The sequence below is a fragment of the Brevibacillus sp. IT-7CA2 genome (assembly GCF_949767855.1).
GTDB lineage: Bacteria > Bacillota > Bacilli > Brevibacillales > Brevibacillaceae > Brevibacillus.
The window spans coordinates 253,786-276,729 of sequence record NZ_CATKQT010000022.1; the positions used below are offsets into that span (position 1 = coordinate 253,786).

At 46.8% G+C, this 22,944-nt stretch carries 25 protein-coding genes and 1 other annotated feature; of the genes, 21 read left to right on the forward strand and 4 right to left on the reverse strand.

What is annotated here, in order from left to right:
- Nucleotides 1-2: 2 nt before the first annotated feature.
- Nucleotides 3-250, reverse strand: a binding site (T-box leader).
- A 369-nt stretch (nucleotides 251-619) separates the two neighbouring features.
- Both ACM6JA_RS14195 and ACM6JA_RS14200 read right to left on the reverse strand, forming a co-directional pair.
- Entirely contained in the window at nucleotides 620-826 is a 207-nt protein-coding gene (locus ACM6JA_RS14195) for a ferredoxin (RefSeq protein ID WP_007724004.1), read from the reverse strand.
- Nucleotides 827-929: 103 nt separating this feature from the next.
- Complete coding sequence (locus ACM6JA_RS14200) at nucleotides 930-1,841, reverse strand: hypothetical protein (protein ID WP_414852791.1); 912 nt, start codon at nucleotides 1,839-1,841, stop codon at nucleotides 930-932.
- An 80-nt stretch (nucleotides 1,842-1,921) separates the two neighbouring features.
- On the opposite strand from ACM6JA_RS14200, the gene ACM6JA_RS14205 reads away from it, so the two are divergent.
- The 6 genes from ACM6JA_RS14205 (at nucleotide 1,922) to ACM6JA_RS14230 (ending at nucleotide 7,748) form a co-directional block, all read left to right on the forward strand.
- A complete protein-coding gene (locus ACM6JA_RS14205; RefSeq protein ID WP_414852792.1) occupies nucleotides 1,922-3,037 on the forward strand; it encodes a helix-turn-helix domain-containing protein in 1,116 nt (371 codons plus the stop codon).
- The gene (locus ACM6JA_RS14210; RefSeq protein WP_414852793.1) at nucleotides 3,034-4,539 is read left to right on the forward strand and encodes a RecQ family ATP-dependent DNA helicase; all 1,506 of its coding nucleotides are present in this window, start codon (nucleotides 3,034-3,036) and stop codon (nucleotides 4,537-4,539) included. The genes ACM6JA_RS14205 and ACM6JA_RS14210 overlap by 4 nt, the downstream gene beginning before the upstream one ends.
- A gap of 16 nt (nucleotides 4,540-4,555) precedes the next feature.
- The gene (locus ACM6JA_RS14215) at nucleotides 4,556-5,134 is read left to right on the forward strand and encodes a lysostaphin resistance A-like protein (protein ID WP_414852794.1); all 579 of its coding nucleotides are present in this window, start codon (nucleotides 4,556-4,558) and stop codon (nucleotides 5,132-5,134) included.
- A complete protein-coding gene (locus ACM6JA_RS14220) occupies nucleotides 5,131-5,808 on the forward strand; it encodes a LysM peptidoglycan-binding domain-containing protein (protein ID WP_414852795.1) in 678 nt (225 codons plus the stop codon). Before ACM6JA_RS14215 ends, ACM6JA_RS14220 begins: the two co-directional genes overlap by 4 nt.
- A gap of 56 nt (nucleotides 5,809-5,864) precedes the next feature.
- A complete protein-coding gene (locus ACM6JA_RS14225; RefSeq protein ID WP_414852796.1) occupies nucleotides 5,865-6,773 on the forward strand; it encodes an NAD(P)/FAD-dependent oxidoreductase in 909 nt (302 codons plus the stop codon).
- Between the two features lie 375 nt (nucleotides 6,774-7,148).
- On the forward strand, nucleotides 7,149-7,748 hold the full coding sequence (locus ACM6JA_RS14230) for a genetic competence negative regulator (protein WP_414852797.1): 600 nt from the start codon (nucleotides 7,149-7,151) through the stop codon (nucleotides 7,746-7,748).
- 73 nt (nucleotides 7,749-7,821) lie between these two features.
- Here ACM6JA_RS14230 and ACM6JA_RS14235 read toward each other — a convergent pair whose 3' ends face one another.
- Complete coding sequence (locus tag ACM6JA_RS14235) at nucleotides 7,822-8,565, reverse strand: PIG-L deacetylase family protein (RefSeq protein ID WP_414852798.1); 744 nt, start codon at nucleotides 8,563-8,565, stop codon at nucleotides 7,822-7,824.
- Nucleotides 8,566-8,876: 311 nt separating this feature from the next.
- On the opposite strand from ACM6JA_RS14235, the gene ACM6JA_RS14240 reads away from it, so the two are divergent.
- Nucleotides 8,877-10,166, forward strand: a complete 1,290-nt coding sequence (locus tag ACM6JA_RS14240) for a Glu/Leu/Phe/Val family dehydrogenase (RefSeq protein WP_007723992.1) — start codon at nucleotides 8,877-8,879, stop codon at nucleotides 10,164-10,166.
- A gap of 627 nt (nucleotides 10,167-10,793) precedes the next feature.
- Here ACM6JA_RS14240 and ACM6JA_RS14245 read toward each other — a convergent pair.
- Complete coding sequence (locus ACM6JA_RS14245) at nucleotides 10,794-11,765, reverse strand: asparaginase (RefSeq protein WP_414852799.1); 972 nt, start codon at nucleotides 11,763-11,765, stop codon at nucleotides 10,794-10,796.
- An 82-nt stretch (nucleotides 11,766-11,847) separates the two neighbouring features.
- Here ACM6JA_RS14245 and prsW point away from each other — a divergent pair, with 82 nt between their 5' ends.
- The 14 genes from prsW to der all read left to right on the forward strand — a co-directional run bounded on the left by prsW (nucleotide 11,848) and on the right by der (nucleotide 22,938).
- Entirely contained in the window at nucleotides 11,848-12,522 is a 675-nt protein-coding gene (gene prsW / locus ACM6JA_RS14250) for a glutamic-type intramembrane protease PrsW (protein ID WP_414852800.1), read from the forward strand.
- 20 nt (nucleotides 12,523-12,542) lie between these two features.
- Nucleotides 12,543-12,701, forward strand: coding sequence for a hypothetical protein (locus tag ACM6JA_RS14255; RefSeq protein WP_414852801.1), 159 nt, complete (start codon nucleotides 12,543-12,545; stop codon nucleotides 12,699-12,701).
- A 26-nt stretch (nucleotides 12,702-12,727) separates the two neighbouring features.
- Nucleotides 12,728-13,387, forward strand: a complete 660-nt coding sequence (locus ACM6JA_RS14260; RefSeq protein ID WP_414852802.1) for a cell wall hydrolase — start codon at nucleotides 12,728-12,730, stop codon at nucleotides 13,385-13,387.
- Between the two features lie 32 nt (nucleotides 13,388-13,419).
- Nucleotides 13,420-14,787: a germination protein YpeB gene (ypeB, locus tag ACM6JA_RS14265; protein WP_414852803.1), complete on the forward strand. Its 1,368-nt coding sequence runs from the start codon at nucleotides 13,420-13,422 to the stop codon at nucleotides 14,785-14,787.
- Nucleotides 14,788-14,905: 118 nt separating this feature from the next.
- Complete coding sequence (locus tag ACM6JA_RS14270) at nucleotides 14,906-15,586, forward strand: flagellar brake protein (RefSeq protein ID WP_414852804.1); 681 nt, start codon at nucleotides 14,906-14,908, stop codon at nucleotides 15,584-15,586.
- A gap of 16 nt (nucleotides 15,587-15,602) precedes the next feature.
- The gene (locus ACM6JA_RS14275; protein WP_390230320.1) at nucleotides 15,603-15,794 is read left to right on the forward strand and encodes a hypothetical protein; all 192 of its coding nucleotides are present in this window, start codon (nucleotides 15,603-15,605) and stop codon (nucleotides 15,792-15,794) included.
- A gap of 208 nt (nucleotides 15,795-16,002) precedes the next feature.
- Nucleotides 16,003-16,674 (forward strand): (d)CMP kinase, encoded by a 672-nt coding sequence (cmk, locus tag ACM6JA_RS14280; protein WP_007716486.1) that lies wholly within the window; start codon nucleotides 16,003-16,005, stop codon nucleotides 16,672-16,674.
- A complete protein-coding gene (locus ACM6JA_RS14285; RefSeq protein WP_414852805.1) occupies nucleotides 16,671-17,264 on the forward strand; it encodes a lysophospholipid acyltransferase family protein in 594 nt (197 codons plus the stop codon). Before cmk ends, ACM6JA_RS14285 begins: the two co-directional genes overlap by 4 nt.
- Nucleotides 17,265-17,449: 185 nt before the next feature.
- Entirely contained in the window at nucleotides 17,450-18,622 is a 1,173-nt protein-coding gene (rpsA, locus tag ACM6JA_RS14290) for a 30S ribosomal protein S1 (RefSeq protein WP_007716490.1), read from the forward strand.
- 76 nt (nucleotides 18,623-18,698) lie between these two features.
- Nucleotides 18,699-19,751 carry a type 2 isopentenyl-diphosphate Delta-isomerase gene (gene fni / locus ACM6JA_RS14295; protein WP_414852806.1) on the forward strand — a complete coding sequence of 351 codons (1,053 nt, stop codon included), beginning with the start codon at nucleotides 18,699-18,701 and terminating at the stop codon, nucleotides 19,749-19,751.
- An 84-nt stretch (nucleotides 19,752-19,835) separates the two neighbouring features.
- Complete coding sequence (locus tag ACM6JA_RS14300; protein WP_392429478.1) at nucleotides 19,836-20,471, forward strand: hypothetical protein; 636 nt, start codon at nucleotides 19,836-19,838, stop codon at nucleotides 20,469-20,471.
- 7 nt (nucleotides 20,472-20,478) lie between these two features.
- The gene (locus ACM6JA_RS14305) at nucleotides 20,479-21,384 is read left to right on the forward strand and encodes a YIEGIA family protein (protein WP_414852808.1); all 906 of its coding nucleotides are present in this window, start codon (nucleotides 20,479-20,481) and stop codon (nucleotides 21,382-21,384) included.
- A 3-nt stretch (nucleotides 21,385-21,387) separates the two neighbouring features.
- A complete protein-coding gene (locus ACM6JA_RS14310) occupies nucleotides 21,388-21,570 on the forward strand; it encodes a capping complex subunit for YIEGIA (protein WP_414852809.1) in 183 nt (60 codons plus the stop codon).
- Between the two features lie 54 nt (nucleotides 21,571-21,624).
- A complete protein-coding gene (der, locus tag ACM6JA_RS14315) occupies nucleotides 21,625-22,938 on the forward strand; it encodes a ribosome biogenesis GTPase Der (RefSeq protein ID WP_414853129.1) in 1,314 nt (437 codons plus the stop codon).
- Nucleotides 22,939-22,944 lie beyond the last annotated feature (6 nt).

Sequence of the window (22,944 nt, forward strand, 5' to 3'; positions counted from 1 at the left end):
CAGTGAGGGACGAGAGGCTTTGCTTCGCGGTGCCACCCTCATTCGCTCTTTTTTTCTCAAAAAAGAGCCTTGGTAGGTACATGACCTAAAAGAGATAACGGATCTACCGTTTGCGTCTACTGGGATGGTGAATCCATTTTCAACGCAGCAGCTCAGAAGTGCTTAACCGTGGGAGAAACCGCCGATTCGCAGCAACCATCGGCTCTCTGGGGATTTCTCGATCACAGCGTTTCTTCGTCAACGCCGTTGTTTTATAAGGTGTTTCGTAAGATTTGTACTTACGATATCACGTCAAAATAACACCGTCAAGAAGAAAAACGAGAAAAAATGAACATTAATTATTTAATATGAGTTATCGTTCGTGAATAATACTCTATTTCATACCGGAAACATCATAAAAATGACTAAAACACGAACATTAAGATATTGACATCACAAAAAATGGAAAAAACTCATTTTAATGTTCGGTTTTTGCTGTTTCTTTTATCTTACCGAAAAATCACAAAAGAAAGAACGGAAAGTTGTCGATCATTCGTTCAGCGGAGGAGAGGGGGACATAATGAAAAACCTCTTACATACCGGAGTACGTAAGAGGTCTCTTCCATTAGTAGATGGAATACTATTCCACTTTAATAGAGTCGGTCGGGCATCCTTCAGCAGCATCACGAACATCGTCATGCAGGATATCCGGGATTTCAACGCTGTTAGCATTGTCATCCAACTTGTTGAACGCAAGGCCCTCATCGTCGTAATCAAAGACGTCAGGAGCCGTGGCGCCACAAGCACCGCAAGCAATACAAGTATCTTTATCTACCCATGTAGTCATCGTGGTTTCACCTCCCATACCGAAGTGGTACGTCCACTATCATAGATCATTGTATGCTCTTGTTGACAAGATTTCAAGATTGAATCAGTCTAAAAATGTACGACTACTTATAAAGAGGGATTTCCGGTGCCTTCAGCACGGAGTAGAGCTGTGTATTCAAGCGTTTAAAATCTCCCGCAGATACTGCATCTGTCGCGTTCAAAATCTTCACGGCAGCGGCTAAATCCTTGATTCCTAATGTTTGAACTTCATTAGAAGCGATGAGCAAATCAAGTCTTGCAGTTAGGTCCTCAGGATTATAGCTACTCCATTGATTGCTTGCCGACATGGCCACAGCTGCGAGATAGGTACGGTAATGGAACGGATACTGCTTCCACTGCGCGGTGTTAACGGCTCCAGGTAATTGCTTCGGCATGGCTTGCTTCACCACATAAGCCGATTCCCAAGACGCGATGGAGTGATAGACCATTTCCTGTGCGGTTAGCCAGTTATTTTGGAAAAGCGTCAGGCTAGCTCCAATAGAAGCAGGCGTAGCATTATTTTGATCGGAACGAATCTGCTCCATACTATCCAAATACGCCCGTACACTGTTCGTAAAAGTGGCGTGAGCTTGTCTCAGCATGGGTGACGTCGGCAAGGGGACGTTTTTCTCCAGCTCTTTCCTTGTCTGGTCAGCTAATTTGCTGAGTTGCTTCAATCCATCCGTCCGTTCACTTTCGTTCATTTGATTCCATTTATCCATCGTATCAAAATGTGCTTGCTTCAGATCAAGCAACGGTGCATAAACGGCATAGTAAAATCGGATAAAGTCCTGTTCGTTGTACAGCTTTTGCTCACGCAGCAGTTTTTCTTTTTCGGCTTCCTTTTTCTCTGCTTCGAGTACGGCGGCTTGTTCCGACTCCAATTGTGTCTTCATATAATGGGCCCCGAAAAAAAATCCACCAACAGTGCATGCAAGTGTTATGATGATCATGTACGCCATCATAAATTCAGTTCTTTTCAATCGTTTTGTCATACTATCCTCCAAATCCAATGATGCAGTTTACTTCGCTTACTCTAAGCTTTGAAAAATATAGAATGATGTAAGGAGTACCAATGAACAGTCGGAACAGTGCGGCAGAGGAGCAGGACCTTTTATGTGCGGTCGCCTTGAATGCCATGTTACCTCTGGCCAATGAACGAACGCTGCAATCAGCCTACTACATACTGCGTGGCAGGAAAGCCAATCAGACACTGCAAGATGTGCATTTGTATACCCTTTATCCGTATTATCGGATGTTTTCTCGTTTTCCAAGAGAGGATTGGGAGAAAATAGTTTCAACATTATTTCAGGCGGGCTGGATTTTACCTGTTGATACAGGTGGAACGAGCTCGAAGCCGACATTTACCTTTTCTGATACAGGATTACAGCATGCCAAACATACGTACCAAAAATATCGTTTTGATATATGGTTCGCACCTTTTACTCAATCCGATTTGGCAGAGCGAATCGAACCATTTTGGAGCAGGCTTCATCTTATGGTGCAGACGATCTCGCAAATGCATCATGGTGATCTTGGTTTTATTCCGGTCGTTTCGGACAAGACGGCACAGCGTTGGGTAAAAAAACAATTGGCTGATAGGGCAATGCGAAATGCTTGGAAACAGCAATTGTCCGACGAGCTATATCGACTGTGGGAGCCTTTGGATGAAGCTGTGCAAGAGCTTTTGTTTTGTCAACTGTCAGGAGTAGGACAAGTAGGCAAGACCATGGGACAAGTAGCAGAGATTCGCCAAACGAGTCGTAGCTATCTTATGCTGCAATTTCGATACGGGCTTGCCGCGTCGATTCAGACGCTGCTTGCAGAGAGCAATCATTATCCACTTTTATCAAAACTTGTCACAGAATCACACAAGCTTGATCCACGTCTAACTGAAAGTGCTGCTCGAACGTACGCACTGCTTCAGACTGGCTGTGACAAAAAAGAAATAGCGAAGAAACGACAAATGAAAGAAAGTACAATAGAAGATCATTTGGTAGAGATTTCCTTGCGTTGTCCTGAATGGGATATGACAATGTATTTGCCGGATGAGCTGGCAAAAGAGATCGTGGGTACGAGTGAGCGCCTCGATACAAGCAGACTCCGGCTCATCAAGGATCAATTGGAAGCAACAGTAACGTATTTGCAGATCCGATTGGCACTGGCACGAGCGACAAGGGGGGCAAAATGAATAAACAGCTCATGCGCGACAGATTAAAGCTGCATTTTGGATACGACTCATTCCGCCCTGGTCAGGAGTCCATTATTGAACGTCTATTGCATGGACGAAGTGTTCTCGGGTTATTAGCAACAGGTGGCGGGAAGTCAGTGACGTATCAGCTGCCAGCAATGCTTTTGCCGGGTCTGACCGTCGTGGTTTCCCCGTTGATCTCCTTGATGGTCGATCAGGTGCAACAGCTTCGAGCACGAAAAAAAATTCCAGCTACCTATTTGAACAGCATGCAGGATCCGACGGAGTCCCGTGAAATCTTAAAAGGGCTCTCAGAAGGTGCGTTCAAGCTGTTGTATATTTCTCCAGAAAAACTTCAACAGCCCTATGTCCAACAAGTGTTAAAGCGGGCGAGGGTGTCTCTGATCGCCATTGATGAAGCGCATTGCATCTCGCAATGGGGACATGACTTTCGCACAGATTACTTGCGATTGCCGGAAGTCGTGAAACAATTGGGAGCACCTCCTGTTCTGGCTGTGACGGCAACCGCTACGGCGACTGTTCGCGAAGAAATTTGTAGCTTATTTTCCATTGAAAAAGAAGACGTCGTGTTGCAGTCCCTAAATCGGGCGAATATCGCCTATGATCTGGTTGAAGTTGCGGAGGAAAGTGACAGGCGTTCGTATGTATTTGATCAGATGGATCGTTTGCAGGGCCCTGGGATCGTTTACTGCAGCACGCGACAAGCGGTAGATGTGTTGGCAGCCTCTTATCAACTCGATGGGAAAAAACGTGTGCATGGTTACCACGGGGGCATGAACAGCATGGAGAGAATGCTGATTCAGTCCCAATTTCTCGCGGGAGAGCTGGATGTTATTATTGCAACCAATGCGTTTGGTATGGGAATCGACAAGCCAGATATTCGCTACGTCATCCATTATCAAATGCCAGCCAGTTTGGAGGCATACGCACAAGAAATCGGGCGGATCGGCCGTGACGGCAAGCCTGGGTATGCGCTGCTTTTATTTTCGTGGGACGATTGGCAGATTCATCAGCACATGCTGGAAAAGGAGTACCCGACACAAGCGCAAGTTCAAAAATACGAGCAGTTGTGCAATACCGGAGTACCCTTGACGAACGAGGCATTGGCGATGATGGACATATCAGAAGAAATGGGGGCACTTCTTGCCTTTTATGTGGAAAGAGTGCTAGCCTCATGCGAAGCTGCAGGAGAATCGTATCCGAAGGCTCAAATTATTTGGCAGGAAACGGAAAAAAGAAAAAGCTTTAAGCAAAAAAAGCTGGCAGAAATGGTGTCTTACGTAAGAGGAGAAAACTGTTTGCGTGCGAGCATCAATACGTATTTTAAAGAAAATGATCATCAATATGAACTGTACTGCTGTAAGAAATGCGGACTAACTACGAATGCGTATTTCCAAACGAATGACAATGCAATCGCAAAGAATGAACAAATCAAATGGAATTTGCGGCAGGCGTTAGACACTCTTTTGCCGAACAAATAAAGGAGAGAAACATCGAGTGAGGGAAGATCGGCTAGAGGTGGATGAAGCCACTCTTCGGCTGAATCTATGGTTGACACAAGGAATCGTGATGGGAGTGGCTGCTGTCGGTAGCTTATTGGTGCTGGGCTGGGATGCTACTCTGTCCTTGTTTACTTTGCCAGGCTGGAATGCTATGCTGTGGGCCGTGTTTGTAGCCGCAGGTATTATTATCACGAGTATTGCAATGGATCGGTACGTGCCTAAGCGATGGCAAGATGATGGCAGTATCAATGAGAAAGTTTTTGGGGCCATGTTACCATCGACTACGATTCTCGTCTGTATGGTAGTAGGGGTGGGAGAGGAATGGCTATTCCGTGGAGTCATTCAATCGCTTACCGGGAATTTTTGGAGCAGTCTTATTTTTACACTGATCCACATACGTTATTTGAAAAAAACGCTCATGGTCATAAGCGTATTTGGTACAAGCTGGATCTTGGGACTCTTGTTTTCCCACTATCAGTCCCTTTGGCCCTCGATTGTGGCTCATTTCCTTATTGACGTCATGTTAGCCTTTTATTTACAAAAAACGATCAAGAAAAAGGGGGAGGAAGAGTGAATCTCGAGCATAATCCATTACCACCCCGACGCTCCCGTCATACTCGCCCTAAAGCGTCGTTCTCGTTTAAAAAGTGGATTCAACCGGGATTGTACTTGTTTGGATTCGTTTTTTTCGGGTTGATTGGTCTTGAGTTGTACAGGGCCAATGTCCCACACGGGTCTGTAGCTTCTGGTAGTGTTGAAGTGAAAGAAGTTAGCAAAGCAAGTTCCACTTCACAAAAAAGCAAGGCAGGAGAAAAGGAGCCTGTATCCGTTGTTCTTTCTGCTACGCCTGATCCGAATGAAAGCGTGACCAACCCACCTACCAAGGCAAAAACGACCGAATCAAAACCAGTTGAGCCTGCAGTGAAGGCGACCACAAGCGTACAGACACCTGCTGTAAGCCCGGTACCAGTCCAAGCTTCGACTGGTACACCTGTAAACAAGGCAGCCCAGATTGCGAGTACTTCTACTAGCAAAGTAGCTACACCGGGAAAACATGCTTCAACACCACCTACAACAAAATCGAAGGTCGTCAAGCATGTGGTGAAGAAGGGTGAAACGTTGTTTATGCTGTCACGAAAGTACTATGGAAATAATTCGAACGTAGGACGAATCGCAAGATATAACGGACTTCATTTAGAAGCAGGGCTCGTTGAAGGAAAAATTGTAATGGTTCCCCTCGTTCAGTAATGAGATCGTGCTCCACTGGCAATGCTATCGGGAAAAAGATAAGCAGGTGGATGTAAGTGGAGTATGATACGGTCATTGTCGGCGGCGGGATTGCAGGGCTTCAAACCGCAATCCAACTAGCAAGATGCCTTCGACGCGTTGCAGTCATTGACATGCCAGGTGGTCGATCAACAGTCGCCAAAGCCTACCGAAACATTCTCGGATTTTCGGAGGGGGTTAGTGGCGATTTTTTGCGTCAAGTAGGCAGAAAGCAAGCACAAAAATACGGCGCAATCTTGATAACAGATGAGGTAACAAAGCTTGCTACTGACTCAAGCGGCTTATTTTCGATAAGTACGAAAAGCGGCATACATACGCTTACTTCCCGCACGCTGGTATTGGCAACCGGCATTCGCGATCCGTTTCCAACGATCCCTGGCTTTTCCGATTGTGTAGGGATATCGATTTTCTTGTGTCCTGACTGTGACGGCTATGAAACAGTTGAGAAAGACACAGTAATCATTGGAGCGGGCCCACAAGCTGTTTCGATGGCAGACGAACTTATTTACTATACAAACAGGTTAACAGTCATTAATCATGCACAAGTGCAGGTGGATACGCCGGCTGTCTCTGGACTGAGCCAGCGAGGGATTATGTATCGAGAGGAAAAAGTATGTACCCTTCATCATACGGGGGGACAACTGCAAGAAATCGAGCTCTCTTCAGGTGAACGTTTGTCTGCAGAAAGAGCATTTCTTGCCTTTCCTGGTGCTCATGCTTTAACAGAGCTGTTGCGTGGTTTTTCCGTGCATATTCATGAAAAGGGCCACATTCATACGAATCCACGAACAAAAGAAACGGATCATCCCAACATATGGGCTGTTGGCGATATTAATGAGCATTCGCAACAAGTGTCGATTGCCATGGGGGATGGAACACAGGCGGCCATTTGGATTCAAAAGCGGCTGCGTGAATATGAGACGTAGAAAAACGCCTGATTCTGGGCGTTTTTTCATGTACAAACCTTTATGAATGAGAAGGAACCCGAACTAGCAGAGCCAAATATAAATACATAAGAACAACAATGAGGGCAACTTTTCCTGGGAAAGCGCAGGAAATGACAGGCAACAACAAAGTTTCTTTTTTTCGTGAGTTGATTCGACATCGATAGGCGAATGCTGCGTAGGTGTCATGGTAGCTTTGTTCCAGTAACTAAATGTGATATGATAGGACTACCCCGTATTTTCCAGTCCATCAAAAAATGGATGAATGCCAACAGGTATTCGCCGGAGAATGTGGAGAACTCTTACAGGCTTACCATCATATTTTGTAGTACGACTGGATGGCGAGGAGGGACAGTCATGCGTGTTGAACGCCTTGGTCAAGATAAAATACGAATCTTTTTAACTTTTGACGACCTCTCAGAGCGCGGGATAGAAAAAGAAGACATGTGGCGTGACATTCCTAAAGTACATGAACTGTTCAACGACATGATGGAACAGGCTTATCACGAATTAGGGTTTGAGGTATCAGGGCCTGTTGCAGTTGAAGTGTTCGCCTTGCCAGCTCAGGGAATGGTCGTAATCGTAACGCGTGGCAAGACTGGCTCAAAGGACGGCAAAGAGGAAGAATTCGAAGACGAGGATGTATACGAGCTAGAGGTCACATTGGAAGAAAGCGATTTGATCATGTATGCCTTCCGGGACTTTGAGCATATGGTTGAAGCCGCCCATCGCATTAACGCCCTTTTAACCAATGGCGGAGCTTCCTACTTCTACCAGGGAAAATATCATCTGGTGCTGGAGGAAGTCGACTTGGATCAGGAGCGTTATCACAAGCTAATTGCGATCCTCTCTGAGTACGGAGAAGCGACGCCGATAACGATTTATGTGTTGGAAGAATATGGAAAAGTTATCGTTGCCGACGATGCTGTAAAAGAAATATGCAGGCATTTCACGTAATCGAAAAAGAAATGTCTGGGAATATAAAACAGCACCTAGTCAACCAACTAGGTGCTGTTGCTGTCTGTACAGATTATGCTAGGCCTTCAAAAAAATCAGCTTCTTTACCTTGAATGGTATAGTTCGGAAGGCAGTGCCAAGCCAAGATGTAATGATTGTTTGGCGGAACAGAATGGTGCTCGCCTTTTGTTACACCTGGGAAAACGCGCTCTACTGATAGGTGCTGTGTTCTGTGCGCCCGCAAGGCATCTGCTACTTTTTGCATGTATTCGGGGGCGTGAATGATCGTCGTAATGCTCTCGATTGGATCCGTAAAGGGAGGCTTCATCGTACCAAATCCTTCCTCGGATGAGCGAGTCGCATAATAAAGCTTTCGCACACTCGTATCTGGGCCTAAAGAAAGGACAGCCTGAGTGGTAGCATGACTAATCGCCAAATGGTCAGGATGTCCGGAAATGCCATGCGGTGCAAACGTGACGACGATTTCCGGTTGGATCTGGTGAATAGCCTGGTGGATACGAGTAACGAGCTCATCTACAGGCACTGTGTTTAGGAACTTATCTTGATATTCCCAGACGTCTACCTGATCGAACCCAAGTATGGCGCAAGCGTCGCGAAGCTCTTGCTCGCGAAAACGTGGGAGTTCTTCCGGTGTGCATAAAGGTGGTTCACCAGCTTTCCCTGCTTGCCCTTTTGTTGCACACAATAAATGGGTGCTGGCCTTTTGTGTTTTACTATATTTGGAAATGGAAATCCCACAAGCAAACGTTTCGTCATCGGGATGAGCAAAAACAAACAAAATAGACTTTTTTTTCATAAAAACACCTCCATGAATAAACTTCCACCTTTACTTTTTCTATTATGGCATAAATCCACTATTTCCGTAATGAAAGAAACAAGTTTGGGGACAATACAAGCATGATGGGACGCGCTTTTGAAGCTGTTGTAAAAAATGTAGCCCGTAAAAGCGGTTTCAGAAATGATTGGTAAATAATTGAATGATTATGCAAAACAAGGAACGAAAACGTTTTCGAAATGGGAAAAAAACATTTTTAAGCTTCTCATAAATGATACAAGCGTGTATACTAAAGGCGGCATTGACCGAAAACATTTTTGAGGTGGTAAGTAATGGGTAATCAAGACGTGGTAACCGAAAGCACCGAAGGGAAAGAAAAGCAAGAATCATTGAACTTGCTCCATTCAACTCAAACGGTGATCAAGGAAGCACTGGAGAAACTAGGTTACCAAGAATCGATGTTTGAACTCTTGAAGGAACCGCTACGCGTTTTGACTGTACGTATTCCGGTTCGCATGGATAATGGCGAAGTAAAGGTATTTACGGGCTATCGTGCACAGCACAACGATGCAGTAGGTCCGACCAAGGGGGGCATTCGTTTCCACCCGGAAGTTACTGAGGATGAAGTTAAAGCACTTTCTATCTGGATGAGCCTCAAAGCAGGTATCGTCGATCTGCCATATGGCGGTGGTAAAGGCGGTATCATTTGCGACCCGCGTGAAATGTCCTTCCGCGAATTGGAAAGACTGAGCCGCGGTTACGTTCGCGCAATCAGCCAGCTTGTGGGTCCTACTAAAGATATTCCAGCTCCGGACGTCTTTACGAACTCACAGATCATGGCGTGGATGATGGACGAATATAGCCGTATCCGTGAATTTGACTCGCCTGGTTTCATTACGGGTAAACCAATTGCGCTGGGTGGTTCCCATGGCCGCGAAACAGCTACTGCAAAAGGTGTAACCATTTGCATCCGTGAAGCAGCGAAGCGTCGCAACATCGACGTAAAAGGTGCTCGCGTAGTTGTACAAGGCTTTGGTAACGCTGGTAGCTACTTGGCAAAATTCATGCATGATGCAGGCGCTAAAGTCGTAGGTATCTCTGATGCATACGGTGCGCTGCATGATCCAAACGGTTTGGATATTGACTACTTGTTAGATCGTCGTGATTCCTTTGGTACAGTTACAAAACTGTTCAACAACACGATCACCAACAAAGAGCTTCTTGAACTGGAATGCGACATTTTGGTTCCGGCAGCGATCGAAAACCAAATCACAGCTGCAAATGCTCACAACATCAAGGCGTCAATCGTAGTGGAAGCGGCAAACGGCCCAACTACACTGGAAGCGACCAAGATTTTGACTGAGCGTGGAATTCTTCTGGTTCCAGACGTACTGGCTAGTGCCGGTGGTGTGACTGTTTCCTACTTCGAGTGGGTACAAAACAACCAAGGCTACTACTGGTCTGAAGAAGAAGTAGAAGAGAAGTTGGAAAAAGTAATGGTTCGTTCGTTTGAAAATGTATACTCCATGTCTCAAACCCGTCGCATTGACATGCGTCTGTCTGCTTACATGGTTGGTGCCCGCAAGATGGCTGAGGCTTCTCGCTTCCGCGGTTGGGTATAATTTTCCAAACAACCCTCCATATATTGAGAAAACATGGCTCCGCCGTTTTGGCGGGGCCTTTTTTATTGGGGTGTGTGGCTGTAGTGGAGAGAAGAATATTTCCAGTCTAGGCTCCAGGCTCCGTCCTGCTGAGGGATGAGACTGTCCGCTCCGAAGGGATTCGCGGGGAAACGCAAAAGTGGTAGCCGCTTCGAAGTAGGAGCACGGTTGCGTTTCTTTTGCCCGCGAATCCCTTCTCCGCTCGGTAGGACTCCACATGTCGCTACGCCTGGAAATACTCTTCTCTGTCGTAACTAATCACATTCTTCAATCTTTTAGGGCATCTAAAAGCCAGAGGAAGCTCGTCGAGGAAACAGGAGAAATAAGCGAAGATCTTAGGGACACCGACCGAGACGTAATGCAAAAAGCGAAACACGCCCTTAAGCGGCCACCTCTGATAAACATCCTGAGAGGGCTACTTTGGCCGCGGTTTCGCTTTTTGCATGGAGTCGTGCAGTCAATCCCGCAGGGGGTTGGCCCTAGAATCTGAGCGTTTTCTCCTGTTTCCTCCCCACCACAACAGCACCGTTCAAGTTATGCTTTTAAGAAAAAAACCTCCTGAAGAACCAGGAGGTTTAAGTCATTTGATTACTGGTCGAACAACAGCTGTAGCTCTTTGAAAGTCCGTGTTTTTTGCAGCGTTACAATTAACTTGAGACGAGCCTTTTGCCCATTTAAGCCATTGGAGAAGATGATCCCCATCTCTTTTAGTTTGCGGCCTCCACCTTCATAGTCATAGATATCCTGCACCTGGCCATTGTAGCAGCGGGAGACGAGAACGATCGGTACGCCTTTGTCCAGTAGTTGCTGCAGGGTAGGGATTATAGCAGGTGGAAGATTTCCTAATCCAAACGCCTCTACGACGAGTCCATCAATGTGCTGCTCCAATAAAAACTGCAACCAAGCGGGCTCCATGCCAGCAACTGCTTTGATCAGCGGCACATTTGCATCAGCATGGGTAATGGCATAATGCTCTCGATCCAATGGGGCATGGTGGTATTGAACGCTTTTTTTCGCAATGGTTCCAATCGGTCCGTATTGTGGCGACTGGAAGGTAGCGACATTGCTCGTGTGTGTTTTCGTTACGTGACGTGCCGCGTGAATTTCGTCATTAAAAACAACGATGACGCCTTTGTTCAAACTGTAGGGGTCTGCGGCTGCACGAACGGAAGAAATGAGATTGACGGGACCGTCAGCACCGAGCTCATTACTGCTGCGCATGGCTCCGGTCACGACAATCGGGACGTTGACCGACAAAGTCAGATCCAGGAAGTATGCGGTCTCTTCCAACGTATCAGTCCCATGGGTAATAACAATGCCATCATAGTGATCATGTTGAAAGGCTTCCTCAATATCGAGTCGTAGCTGATTCATGATCGCAGGAGTCATATGAGGGCTAGGTAGATTGAGTACATTTTTCATGGTGACATCCGCGTGTTTTTCTAAAAAAGGAAGGATTTTGTTGACTGCTTGATCATCCAATGGCTTTACGCCTTCTGAGTCATCGACAGACATGGCAATCGTACCGCCTGTATTCACTACCAAAATTTTTTTTGACATGATCTCTCTCCTGTAGCGGGTTTTCATCAACCAGTATTCATGGTACGATGAACAATAGTCTTGTGTAAAGGAGTAATAAAAGATGATTGCTTTGATCGGCGCGGCAGTTGCCCCCGGTATCGCCATCTTAAGTTACTTTTACCTGCGTGACAGTCTCGAACCGGAACCGATTTCGATGGTGATCCGGTCGTTTATCTTTGGTATGCTGCTGGTCGTACCGATTATGGTGCTCCAGTACATCATGCAGAATGAATGGAACTGGCGGGATGGCATTGTCGCGGAAGTTTTCCAATCCGCTGTCGTAGAAGAATTTTTTAAATGGATGGTCATCTATTTTACGGTTTATAAACATTTGGAATTTGATGAGCCATACGATGGAATTGTTTATGCAGTTGCGGTGTCACTTGGTTTTGCTACGTTGGAGAATTTGTTCTACCTTGTTATCAACGGAATGAATATCGCCATCTGGCGTGCCTTTCTACCGGTATCCAGCCATGCGTTGTTTGCGGTGTGGATGGGCTATTATCTCGGACGGGCCAAGTTTTCCAAGGACGCCAAACATGAGCGGCTTTTTTTATGGATGTCGATTACCTTGCCGATCGGCTTGCATGCCCTGTACAACGTGATCTTTTTGGCAGTGCAAAACTGGTTGGTAGTGATTGTGCCATTCATGCTCGTATTGTGGTGGCAGGGCTTAAAAAAGGTACAAAGAGCACACGATTTCGGTTCTAAAAATCTCTCTTCACGTCCACAATAGACGGTAAGGAGGAGACGTGCGTGCTAAAAACCGAACGAGCAAAAGTGACAATTCTATGCAATGTATGTGGAGAAAAGTTTACACTGCGTGGTCATCGAGAACCTGGAGGGCAAATAGAAACAGGGTTCAAGCAATGCCTGTGTGACAACGATAAGCATTTTCGGATTGACGAGTCCTGATCTTTTCCTTTCCCAACTGAAAAAGCGTGACAAATCTAGGTGGGCCGATGCAAATAGCGTCGGTCTTTTTCTATATCCAGATTTACATGCATAATCCATTCTTCCTCCACCAACACTATGCAAAGATTTCAATACATGCCAAGGAGGATTCAGCCGTGCGTACAATCTGGATCGCAGGTGTGTTGGTGATGTTGGTAGCAGCGGGCTTGAGTGGATACAAGGTTGTCTGGAAGGAAAAGAATGTAGCTGCCGTACAAGAAGAGCAGATGGCTGCACCTGCTGAAAAGAAACAAACGGCCAAAACCAAAGCCAGCTTTCATCCTTCACGGGTCTCTGACAATGATTTGAAAATCATGGCGAATGCTGTTTACGGGGAGTCAAGAGGGGAGCCGTTTGAAGGGCAAGTAGCTGTCGCAGCCGTTATTTTGAACCGCGTCAAGAGCCCTTCGTTTCCTGATACGCCCTCTGCTGTGATATTCGAACCACGCGCTTTTACAGCAGTTGCTGATGGTCAAATATGGCTTACACCGAATGAAAGCGCAACGAAAGCAGTAAAGAATGCACTAAATGGCTGGGACCCGTCGGGAGGATGTACGTACTATTTTAATCCGGATACAGCAACATCCGGTTGGATTTGGACCAGGCCGCAGGTCAAAAAGATCGGGAAACACATCTTCTGCAGATGATGGATGCGTAACCAAAGGAGGAGTGGCAAGGGATGGTATATGGAGCAACAGCACGCGTGTTATTTCCCATTGCCCTAGTTGCCTTAATCGGCGCTGGCGTGTGGGGATATCAGGAGCACAATGAAAAGAACTCGGTCCTGATCAAAGCAGAAAACTCATACCAACGAGCTTTTCACGATCTCACTTATCATGTGGACAAGCTGCACGATGAGCTTGGCAAATCGCTGGTGGTCAACTCGCGCAGACAAATGACACCAATTTTGACGAATGTTTGGCGGCTTTCCTATGCGGCACAAGCGGATGTCGGACAACTCCCACTGACCATGATGGCGTTTAGCAAAACCGAAGAAATGCTGTCGAGGGTCGCAGATTTTTCCTATCGTGTCGCTGTGCGTGACTTGGACAAGCAGCCATTGAGTCAGAGTGAATACAAGACATTGAAGAGCCTGCACACCCAAGCAAAGGATATCCAGGATGATCTGCGCAAGGTACAAACCCTCGCGATGGACAAACAATTGAGGTGGATGGATGTCGAGACGGCATTGGCCACCAATAAAAACAAAGAGGACAATAGCATCATCGATGGATTCCAAACCATTGAGAAAAAAGTGCAGGAATACCCTGATTTAGACTGGGGCGTCGGTATACAGAGTCTCGATAAGAAAAAGCAGCAGCGAATCAAAGGGATTGATGGCAAAGCATCCACCAAAGAGGAAGCAGAGAAGAATGCACTGGCGTTTCTCGGGTTGAAGCCAGGAGATGCGAAAGTAGAAGTAAACGAGAACGGCAAGGGGCAGGAATACTCGGCTTATAGCGTACGTGTCACGCCAAATGGACACAAGACAGGCATTAACCTCGATGTCACCAAACGCGGCGGTAAAGTGGTTTGGATGATGAACGAGCGTGGGGTTGGCGAGGAAAAGCTGGACATGAAGCAGGCGGAAGAAAAAGGACGAGTGTTCTTGCGCAACCATGGATTTGACAATATGCAGGTCTCCGAGATTGACAGCTACGATCGCAACGCACTCTTTACGTTTGTGCCAGTTCAGGATGGCGTCAGAATTTATCCGGACGGGGTGGTCGTCGAGATTGCGTTGGACAACGGAGAGGTTACTGCTTATAACTCAACGGAGTATCTGTTTAATCACAAAAAGAGAATTCTCTCCGAGCCCCGTCTCTCGAAAGAAGAAGCAAGGAAAAAAGTCAATCCGAGCGTAAAAGTGACGGATCAGCGCCTTGCCCTCATCGAAGGGAAAAACGATGGAAAAGAAGTACTAACGTGGGAAATGACAGGCAGCTTTGAAGGAAATTCGTACATGGTCTACATCAACGCCATGAATGGAGAAGAAGAAGAAGTTGTGAAAATGGAAACGGGATCAGGACAGAACGAAGGACAATAGTGTTTAAAAAAACATGGGGAAAGCTAGTTTTTTAGCGGCTTTCCCTATTTGCTGATTCGAAACAATAGTGTATATAATGGAAAGGGTGATAGGGAAGGAGAGGAACATTTACTGTATGATGCTTCCACGAATAGGACAAACAATAAGACTAAACTTCACGAGTTCCTCAGAAGAAACGGAGCTGCAAACTTTCAAAAGCCGTGTGGCTGATTTGAAGGATGATGTAGCTTCCATCGAGTTGCCAACCAGCGAAAACACTGGACGGACGGGGATATTTCAACCAGGGACAGAATGCTTGGTTTGGTATGTTGGCGAGGATGGCTCACGCTATGAATTCCGCTCTGCAATTGTCGGCAGGCAAAACAATCACATTCCTGTTCTGCTTTTGCAACTGCCGGCCAAAGAGGAAATTGTGCGCACACAGCGACGAAACTACTTGAGAATTGACACCACGGTAGACATCGCAGTCAAACTGGATGATCCGATTCGACGCTATCATTTTCTGGCACGAACGCTGGATATCAGCGGTGGTGGGCTGTCTTTTAGCTGTGAGGAAAGCTATCATTTGAAAGAAAAAGACAACTTGCACGTCTGGATTTCTCTTCCAAACAAAAATGGACAGGTTCAACATGCTTTTGTGGAGATGGAAATCGTCAGACAAAAACCGGCGGAAGAAAAAGGTTTGCACCAATGGATTTCGGGTAAGTTCACCCAAATCAGTGAGCAAGATCGGGCAAAAGTGGTTAGAGCGTGTTACGAGAGACAGCTAGAGCTTCGCAAAAAAGGCGTTGTGGATTGACGCTTCATCAGAGGAAGTGACCCTATTGACCAGCCAGTACAACGATCGTTTTTGCAGCTTTTCCAAACGGGTAGAAAAAGGCATCATGATTGGAATTGTCGTATGTGCGATTGTACTGACTATAGGCGAAGTCCTCATTCAGTACGTACCCGCAAGACTAGTATTAATCGAAACAGAGCGCTTGGAAGGCGTGTCCAGAGAGCCCTAAAGGTTTGCGCATGCTTCCATACTATGGTACTATTATAGATAACATAGAAAACGGTCTTGGATCGTTTTTTGTAGACCGCTAGTGGTCACAGCCAAATTCGAAAAACGCAATATCGTTTTTCATCACACAAAGAATGGGAAAGGGCTTCGACAGAAGCTTTTCTTGTTTTATTCCCATCCGAACTAACGTACATAGCAGGTGAGAAGTAATGAACATTGCCATTGATGGACCAGCGGGAGCAGGCAAAAGCACTGTCGCCCAAAAAGTAGCGGGACAACTGGAATACGTGTACATTGACACGGGTGCCATGTATCGTGCCCTTGCTTGGGCAGTCCACCATCATCAGCTCCCTATCAACGATGAGTCTGCAGTTTCCGAACTTTTGCAAAAAAACAAGATTCAACTGGTTCGGGAAAACGGACAGCAACATGTATACTGGAATGAAATCGATGTCACAAGCTGGATACGTTCCACAGAAGTGAGCCAGTACGCCTCCATTGTAGCGAGCTACGGTTCCGTACGTGAACAAATGCTTGTGCTCCAGCGACGATTGGCGACTCAAGGCAATGTCGTCATGGATGGCAGAGATATCGGTACTCATGTTTTGCCTGATGCAGATGTAAAGATATTTCTGACGGCCTCCATCCAAGAGCGTGCAGAACGCCGCTGGAAGGAACTACTCGCAAAAGGTACCCAGACAGACTTGGCTGAGCTGGAAAAAGAAATCGAAGAGCGAGATCGACGGGACATGCAGAGAGAAGTCGCACCGTTGCGCCAGGCGGAAGATGCCGTTTTGGTAGACACAACAGGAATGACCATTGATCAGGTAGTCGATCGCATCTTGCAAATCTGCGAGCGAACGGGAGAGTCAACCCATTGAGTTACTATCGTTTATTCAGAGGTTTTTTTCGCATAATTTTTTCGCTTGTCTATCGTTGGCAAGTGATCGGGCGTGAACATATACCTAAGGAAGGCCCAGTGATCCTTTGTGCCAACCACATTTCTTTGTGGGACCCACCCCTTCTCGGGAGTGGCATCGAGCGTCAGGTTCATTTCATGGCCAAAGAAGAGCTTTTCAAAATTCCGGTCTTATCCTTTCTCATTACCAAATTCGGTGCATTTCCGGTCAAACGGGGTGCAGGAGATCGTGCGGCCATTCGTACGACTCTCAAATTGCTGGAAGATGGAAAAATCTTTGGAATCTTTCCTGAGGGAACCCGCAGCAAAACAGGGGAACCAGGGGAGGCGATGCCGGGTGTGGCGATGTTCGCTCTCAAGTCAGAAGCCGCGGTCATTCCGGTAGCCATTATCGGGCCATATCGACCGTTTCGTTCCATTAAGATCGTTTACGGTAAACCGATCGATCTGACTCGTCTGCGCGAGGCCAAATCAAGCGCTGACACGTTGAAGGAAACGAGCGATCTGATTATGGAGCACATCAAGCAATTACGGAACCAGCATCTCTCTTAGCAAACCGTATAGAATTGCTAAAGGGACGAATACTAAATCTGCTGGAACTTACTGGCTTCATCAGTACTAACTGCCAGCCATCAGGCGACAGTTAAAAATATACATGCTCCCGCTTCATGTAGTGAGGTTGTAAACAACCTGTACATAGACGTTTGGGACTGGATGGTATTAAGGAGGTCTTTTGAATGATGGAAGAAACGAACGTAAGCTTGACGGATGCAACAACCATTTCCGTAGGAGATGTCGTAAAAGCAACCGTAACAAAAGTTGAGGACAAACAAGCGCTTGTAGATCTAGGCTACAAGTACGATGGTCTGATTCCTATCAGCGAACTGTCTCCACTGCATGTTGAAAAGGTATCTGATGTAGTAGCGGTTGGTGATACTTTCGAAGTGAAAGTCATCAAGCTAAACGACGAGAAAGAAGAACTCGTTGTTTCCAAGAAAGCCGTAGCGATGGAATCCTCTTGGTCAGATCTTGAGCAAAAAATGCAAGCGGGTGAAATCATCGAAGCGACTGTGAAAGAAGTAGTGAAGGGCGGACTCGTTGTTGATGTAGGCGTTCGCGGCTTCATTCCGGCTTCCATGGTTGAGCGTCATTTCGTTGAAGATTTCTCCGATTACAAAGGCAAAACATTGGCTTTGAAAGTAGTAGAAATGGATAAGGAAAAGAATAAAGTTATCCTGTCCCACAAAGCGGTATTGGAAGACGAAGTAAAAGTGCAAAAGCAATCCATTATGGATAAAATCCAAGTGGGTCAAGTATTGGAAGGAACGGTTCAGCGCATGACTGATTTCGGTGTTTTCGTGGATATCGGTGGTGTTGATGGATTGGTTCACGTATCTGAACTTGCTTGGAACCGTGTAGATAAGCCGTCCGATGTCGTGAAGGAAGGCGACAAGGTACAAGTGAAGGTCCTCAAAATTGACCGTGAAAACGAGCGCATTGGCCTTAGCATTAAGGATACGCAAGCAGGTCCATGGGCGAACGTTGCAGAAGATTTCAAAGCGGGCTCTATTTTGAATGGAACGGTAAAACGTTTGGTATCCTTCGGGGCATTTATTGAGCTGGCTCCTGGAATCGAAGGCCTCGTACACATCTCCCAAATTGCAAATCGCCGTGTGAATACACCGAGTGAGGTGTTGAAAGAGGGCCAAGAAGTACAGGTGAAAGTTTTGGATGTTGTTCCACAAGAACAGCGCATTAGCCTCAGTATCCGTGCAGTAGAAGAAGACCGTGTGGAGCAGGCAGAACGTGCGAGCAAACGTGAACAGCAACAATTCACGCAAGAAAACAACCAACCAATGGGCGTGACATTGGGCGAGTTGTTCGGTGATCTGAAAGACAAGTTCAAGTAAGATAAAAAGTAGGATTCATGGGGATACGCTCTGGCGTATCCCTTTTTTCTGGGAGTGAAAGTCTAGGAGGGGTACAATGGATCGTCGTTCGATTAGAAAACTGGACCATATTCGAAATGCTCTTGTCACTGGGGAAGACGGTGCGAATAGCTTTGATGATGTTAGCTTTGTTCCGAACAGCTTGCCGAATACAGCGTTTGCTGAAACCTCACTGGACACCGAGATCGCATCCTTGCGACTCTCCTCGCCGATTATGATTAATGCGATGACGGGTGGAGCTGGTGGGACTACGCAGATCAATCAAAAACTGGCGATCATTGCGAGGGAACGCAATCTGGCTATGGCTGTTGGCTCACAAATGGCCGCTCTGCGTGATCCAGATGTTACGGATAGCTATCGGATTGTCAGAAGGGAACATCCACAGGGGATCTTGTTTGCAAATGTTGGGGCAGAGGCGACAGTGGAGCAGGCAACAGCAGCAGTGGAGATGATAGAAGCGAACGGACTGCAAATCCATCTGAATGTTATGCAAGAACTGTTGATGCCTGAGGGAGATCGTGATTTTCGCGGCTATCTCGAGCGGATTCAAGCGATCAGCGAGAGTCTGGATGTGCCGGTTATTGTCAAAGAAGTCGGTTTTGGCGTGGCGAAGGAATCAATCGAGAAGCTCATAGAAATCGGGATCAGATCAATCGATGTGGGTGGAAGAGGCGGAACAAATTTTGCTCAAGTCGAAAATATGCGAAGTGAACATCCTCACGCCATGTTTGAGGATTGGGGATTCACGACGGTGGAGAGCTTGCTGGAAGCGAATGCTGTCGGTCATCCGGGAATGTCGTACATAGCAACAGGCGGTGTTCGTCATGGACTCGATGTAGTCAAAGCCGCTTCTTTAGGCGCGTCCGCTGTCGGGATGGCGGGGGCAATGCTGCGTCTGGTTCAACGCGAATCTCTGGAAGAATGCTTGTCTACCGTCGACAGATGGCATCATCAAATTCGAGTGGCGATGACGGCACTAGGAATGAAAGGTCTGGCAGACGCGGTTTGTACTCCTGTTATGATCACGGGAGAAACAGCGGAGAGAGCTAGGCTTCGTCACATGCAATTGGAGAGACTGGCACAACGTTAGTTAGTGGACGAGCATTCGATTCATGAAATTTCCTTGGTTGAGGCATACTTTTGGGGAGACAACCATCATTTTGAGGAGATGAACATGAACGAGGGAACCGTTGCGATCCTCATCCAGTGGTCTTTGCTGTGTCTGGTCTGGATGGGAAGCTTTGACTTGCAGCTGCGAAACATGAAGATGGAACGCAGACGAGTGCTCGCAGTGATCAGTGCGTTTTTAATTTGTACGTTTGTTAACTGGGAAATCTATTTTGCCCCCATTCAAGTTAGTCTAAGTGGAACGATATTGCCACTGATCGCAAGCATTGTCCTTTACACCAAGCTCATGTCCAAAATACGCAGATTGTACTTGCTGAGTGCGCTGGCAACGGCCCTTTTGCTATTTTGGCTGCGCTGGCTGTTTTTTACCGATCCGATCTTGCTGTTTTGGGATGAGAGGATCATCGTACCCGCTGTTGGAGTTAGTACGATTTTTTTGATGAGCAGAACGAATCTAGGACAGCTGTTTCAGCTTACGCTCGCCATGCCACTCGCAGATGCAATACATTCGCTATATTTTTGGAAATTGTCGGGTTCCTGTCATTGGGGATCGGAGTATGCGCAAGATCTGCTGTGGAGTGGCATATCACTATGGGCTCTCGTCAGCATAGTCTGGTCTGCGATTCGTCGTATCCTTGGTAGAACAGAAACAGAGTCTTCCCATTCCGATACGGGCAGGTGACGCTAGGGTGTTCAAGGAATTGCTAGCTTATGAATATGTTTTTCCTTTAGTTCTGGGCTTCCTATTCGGGATTATGTGCCGGATTCATCTTTTGCGAACAGATTATCGACAATATCCAACCTATCCCCACGGAAAAATTATTCACGTTTCACTTGGGGTGATCGCATCCGCGCTCGGAGCGTTAGCGATTCCCGCCCTGCTCAAGGAGAATTACACGGCAGTCACATTTTTGACGGTGGCTGCTCAGCAATTCCGCGATGTCAGAAACATGGAACGCACTACGCTCACGGAGATCGATAAGCAAGAGCTGGTGCCCCGTGGTGGACCCTATATCGAAGGAATCGCAATGGTGTTTGAAGGACGCAATTACATGGTCATGTTTACCTCTTTGGTGACAACGACGGCTACCATCCTTTTTCATTGGTGGGGGGGTGTCATTGCAGGTGTAATTGCCTTGATGATCTCTCGCAAGCTGCGTTCTGGAAAAACACTGTCGCTGATTGCAGAGATCGAGCCGGGCGAAGTGAGAATGGAAGGAAGAGACTTGTATGTGAACGACATTTACATCATGAACGTCGGGCTGGCAGATGCCCAAGAGATTATACGTGAGCAAGGTGTGGGTTATATTCTGACACCGAGGGATGCCAATGCCAAGGTCACGATTGCCCACCCAGGACAACGGCAAGCGATTCTGCACGATGTCGCGACGCAGCTCGGTGTATATACAGATACGGGAGAGCCATCGCTAACACCGTTGGTAAAACGTGATATACAGTCAGGGAGACTGGGTGTATTTTTATTGCCGCAAGAAAAAGATGTGGAACGCGCAACGTCCGTCATTCGTGCAGTCCCGATTCTCGAAAGCGTCTTCCGAATGCCAACGAAGACTAGAATCGTGAAAAAGGAGCTGTAGGTCATGACAGGATTAATCTTGGCGGTGATTACGACGAACAGAGACAGGATTGCGGGTGGTGTCCCGATTTTTATCGAGTCTACTACGGAGAAGATGCAGAAAACCGCTTTTACTTTGGAAAAGATACTGGACGCGATGGTGCATGAAGTGAGCGACGATACCCTTATCATTGTTCGGCATAAGTAGTGTATGGTATGATTAGCTAGTCAAAACGTAAAATGAGAGAGAGTGTTGTTGATTATGGGATTACCAGTGGTAGCCATTGTGGGGAGACCCAACGTGGGGAAGTCCACGATTTTTAACAGATTGATTGGCCAACGAGTTGCGATCGTGGAGGATATGCCGGGAGTAACCCGTGACCGCCTGTACGGGAAAGGTGAATGGCTAACCCATACTTTCCATGTGATTGATACCGGTGGAATTGAGTTTGGCGAGACCGACGAGATTCTTACACAGATGCGTTACCAGGCAGAGCTCGCGATTGATGAAGCAGATGTCATTATTATGATTGCAGATAGCCGCACAGGTGTGACAGATGCGGACGTTGAACTGTCACGGATGCTGAATCGGACAGGAAAACCTGTTGTTCTCGCGGTGAACAAAGCGGACAATCCGGAAATGCGTGCGGATATTTACGACTTTTATTCCTTGGGCTTGGGCGAGCCATTCCCTGTCTCGGGTAGCCATGGTCTAGGCTTGGGCGATATGCTGGAAGACGTGGTTCAGCATTTCCCTGCTGAGGATGACGAAGAGAAAAGAGACGATGTCATTCGTGTATCCATCATCGGTCGTCCAAACGTCGGGAAGTCTTCCTTGACGAATGCGCTTCTCGGTGAAGAGCGAGTCATTGTGAGTGATGTTGCCGGAACGACCCGTGATGCGATCGATACGCCGTTTGAACGCGACAACCAAAGCTACATTCTCGTGGATACGGCAGGTATGCGCAAGCGCGGTAAGGTGTATGAAACAACGGAAAAATATAGTGTAATGCGCGCGATGCGTTCCATTGAAGATTCGGATGTTGTTCTTGTTGTCATTGACGGTGAAGAGGGCATAATCGAGCAGGACAAGAAGATCGCAGGTTATGCACATGAGGCTGGTCGTGGTGTAATCATTATCGTCAACAAATGGGATGCTGTCGAAAAAGATGACAAAACGATGCAACGCTTCACTGAGTTGATCCGCGAAGAGTTCAAATATCTGCATTACGCACCGATCCTGTATGTTTCTGCGAAATCAAAACAACGTGTTCACACGATTCTTCCAAAGGTCAATGAGGTTTCTCAAGCACATGCGATGCGAGTTCCTACCTCTGTCCTTAATGATTTGGTAACGGATGCGACAATTCGTACCCCACCACCGTCTGATCGTGGAAAGCGCTTGAAAATCAACTATACGACTCAAGCGACGGTGAAACCACCGACGTTCATTCTGTTTGTTAACGATCCAGAACTGATGCACTTCTCCTATGAACGTTACATAGAGAACAAAATCCGCGAAGCATTTGTGTTTGAAGGCACGCCAGTACGAATCTGGACGCGGAAAAAAACGTAGGGAGAG

Coding starts and splice junctions, on each gene's coding strand:
- ACM6JA_RS14235 (WP_414852798.1), bottom strand. CDS start 8,565: ATGAAAAAAAAGTCTATTTTGTTTGTTTTTGCTCATCCCGATGACGAA.
- ACM6JA_RS14270 (WP_414852804.1), top strand. CDS start 14,906: ATGCTTCCACGAATAGGACAAACAATAAGACTAAACTTCACGAGTTCC.
- ACM6JA_RS14195 (WP_007724004.1), bottom strand. CDS start 826: ATGACTACATGGGTAGATAAAGATACTTGTATTGCTTGCGGTGCTTGT.
- ypeB (WP_414852803.1), top strand. CDS start 13,420: ATGGTATATGGAGCAACAGCACGCGTGTTATTTCCCATTGCCCTAGTT.
- ACM6JA_RS14230 (WP_414852797.1), top strand. CDS start 7,149: ATGCGTGTTGAACGCCTTGGTCAAGATAAAATACGAATCTTTTTAACT.
- ACM6JA_RS14205 (WP_414852792.1), top strand. CDS start 1,922: ATGAACAGTCGGAACAGTGCGGCAGAGGAGCAGGACCTTTTATGTGCG.
- der (WP_414853129.1), top strand. CDS start 21,625: ATGGGATTACCAGTGGTAGCCATTGTGGGGAGACCCAACGTGGGGAAG.
- prsW (WP_414852800.1), top strand. CDS start 11,848: ATGATTGCTTTGATCGGCGCGGCAGTTGCCCCCGGTATCGCCATCTTA.
- ACM6JA_RS14310 (WP_414852809.1), top strand. CDS start 21,388: ATGACAGGATTAATCTTGGCGGTGATTACGACGAACAGAGACAGGATT.
- ACM6JA_RS14245 (WP_414852799.1), bottom strand. CDS start 11,765: ATGTCAAAAAAAATTTTGGTAGTGAATACAGGCGGTACGATTGCCATG.
- ACM6JA_RS14210 (WP_414852793.1), top strand. CDS start 3,034: ATGAATAAACAGCTCATGCGCGACAGATTAAAGCTGCATTTTGGATAC.
- ACM6JA_RS14300 (WP_392429478.1), top strand. CDS start 19,836: ATGAACGAGGGAACCGTTGCGATCCTCATCCAGTGGTCTTTGCTGTGT.
- cmk (WP_007716486.1), top strand. CDS start 16,003: ATGAACATTGCCATTGATGGACCAGCGGGAGCAGGCAAAAGCACTGTC.
- fni (WP_414852806.1), top strand. CDS start 18,699: ATGGATCGTCGTTCGATTAGAAAACTGGACCATATTCGAAATGCTCTT.
- rpsA (WP_007716490.1), top strand. CDS start 17,450: ATGATGGAAGAAACGAACGTAAGCTTGACGGATGCAACAACCATTTCC.
- ACM6JA_RS14240 (WP_007723992.1), top strand. CDS start 8,877: ATGGGTAATCAAGACGTGGTAACCGAAAGCACCGAAGGGAAAGAAAAG.
- ACM6JA_RS14200 (WP_414852791.1), bottom strand. CDS start 1,841: ATGACAAAACGATTGAAAAGAACTGAATTTATGATGGCGTACATGATC.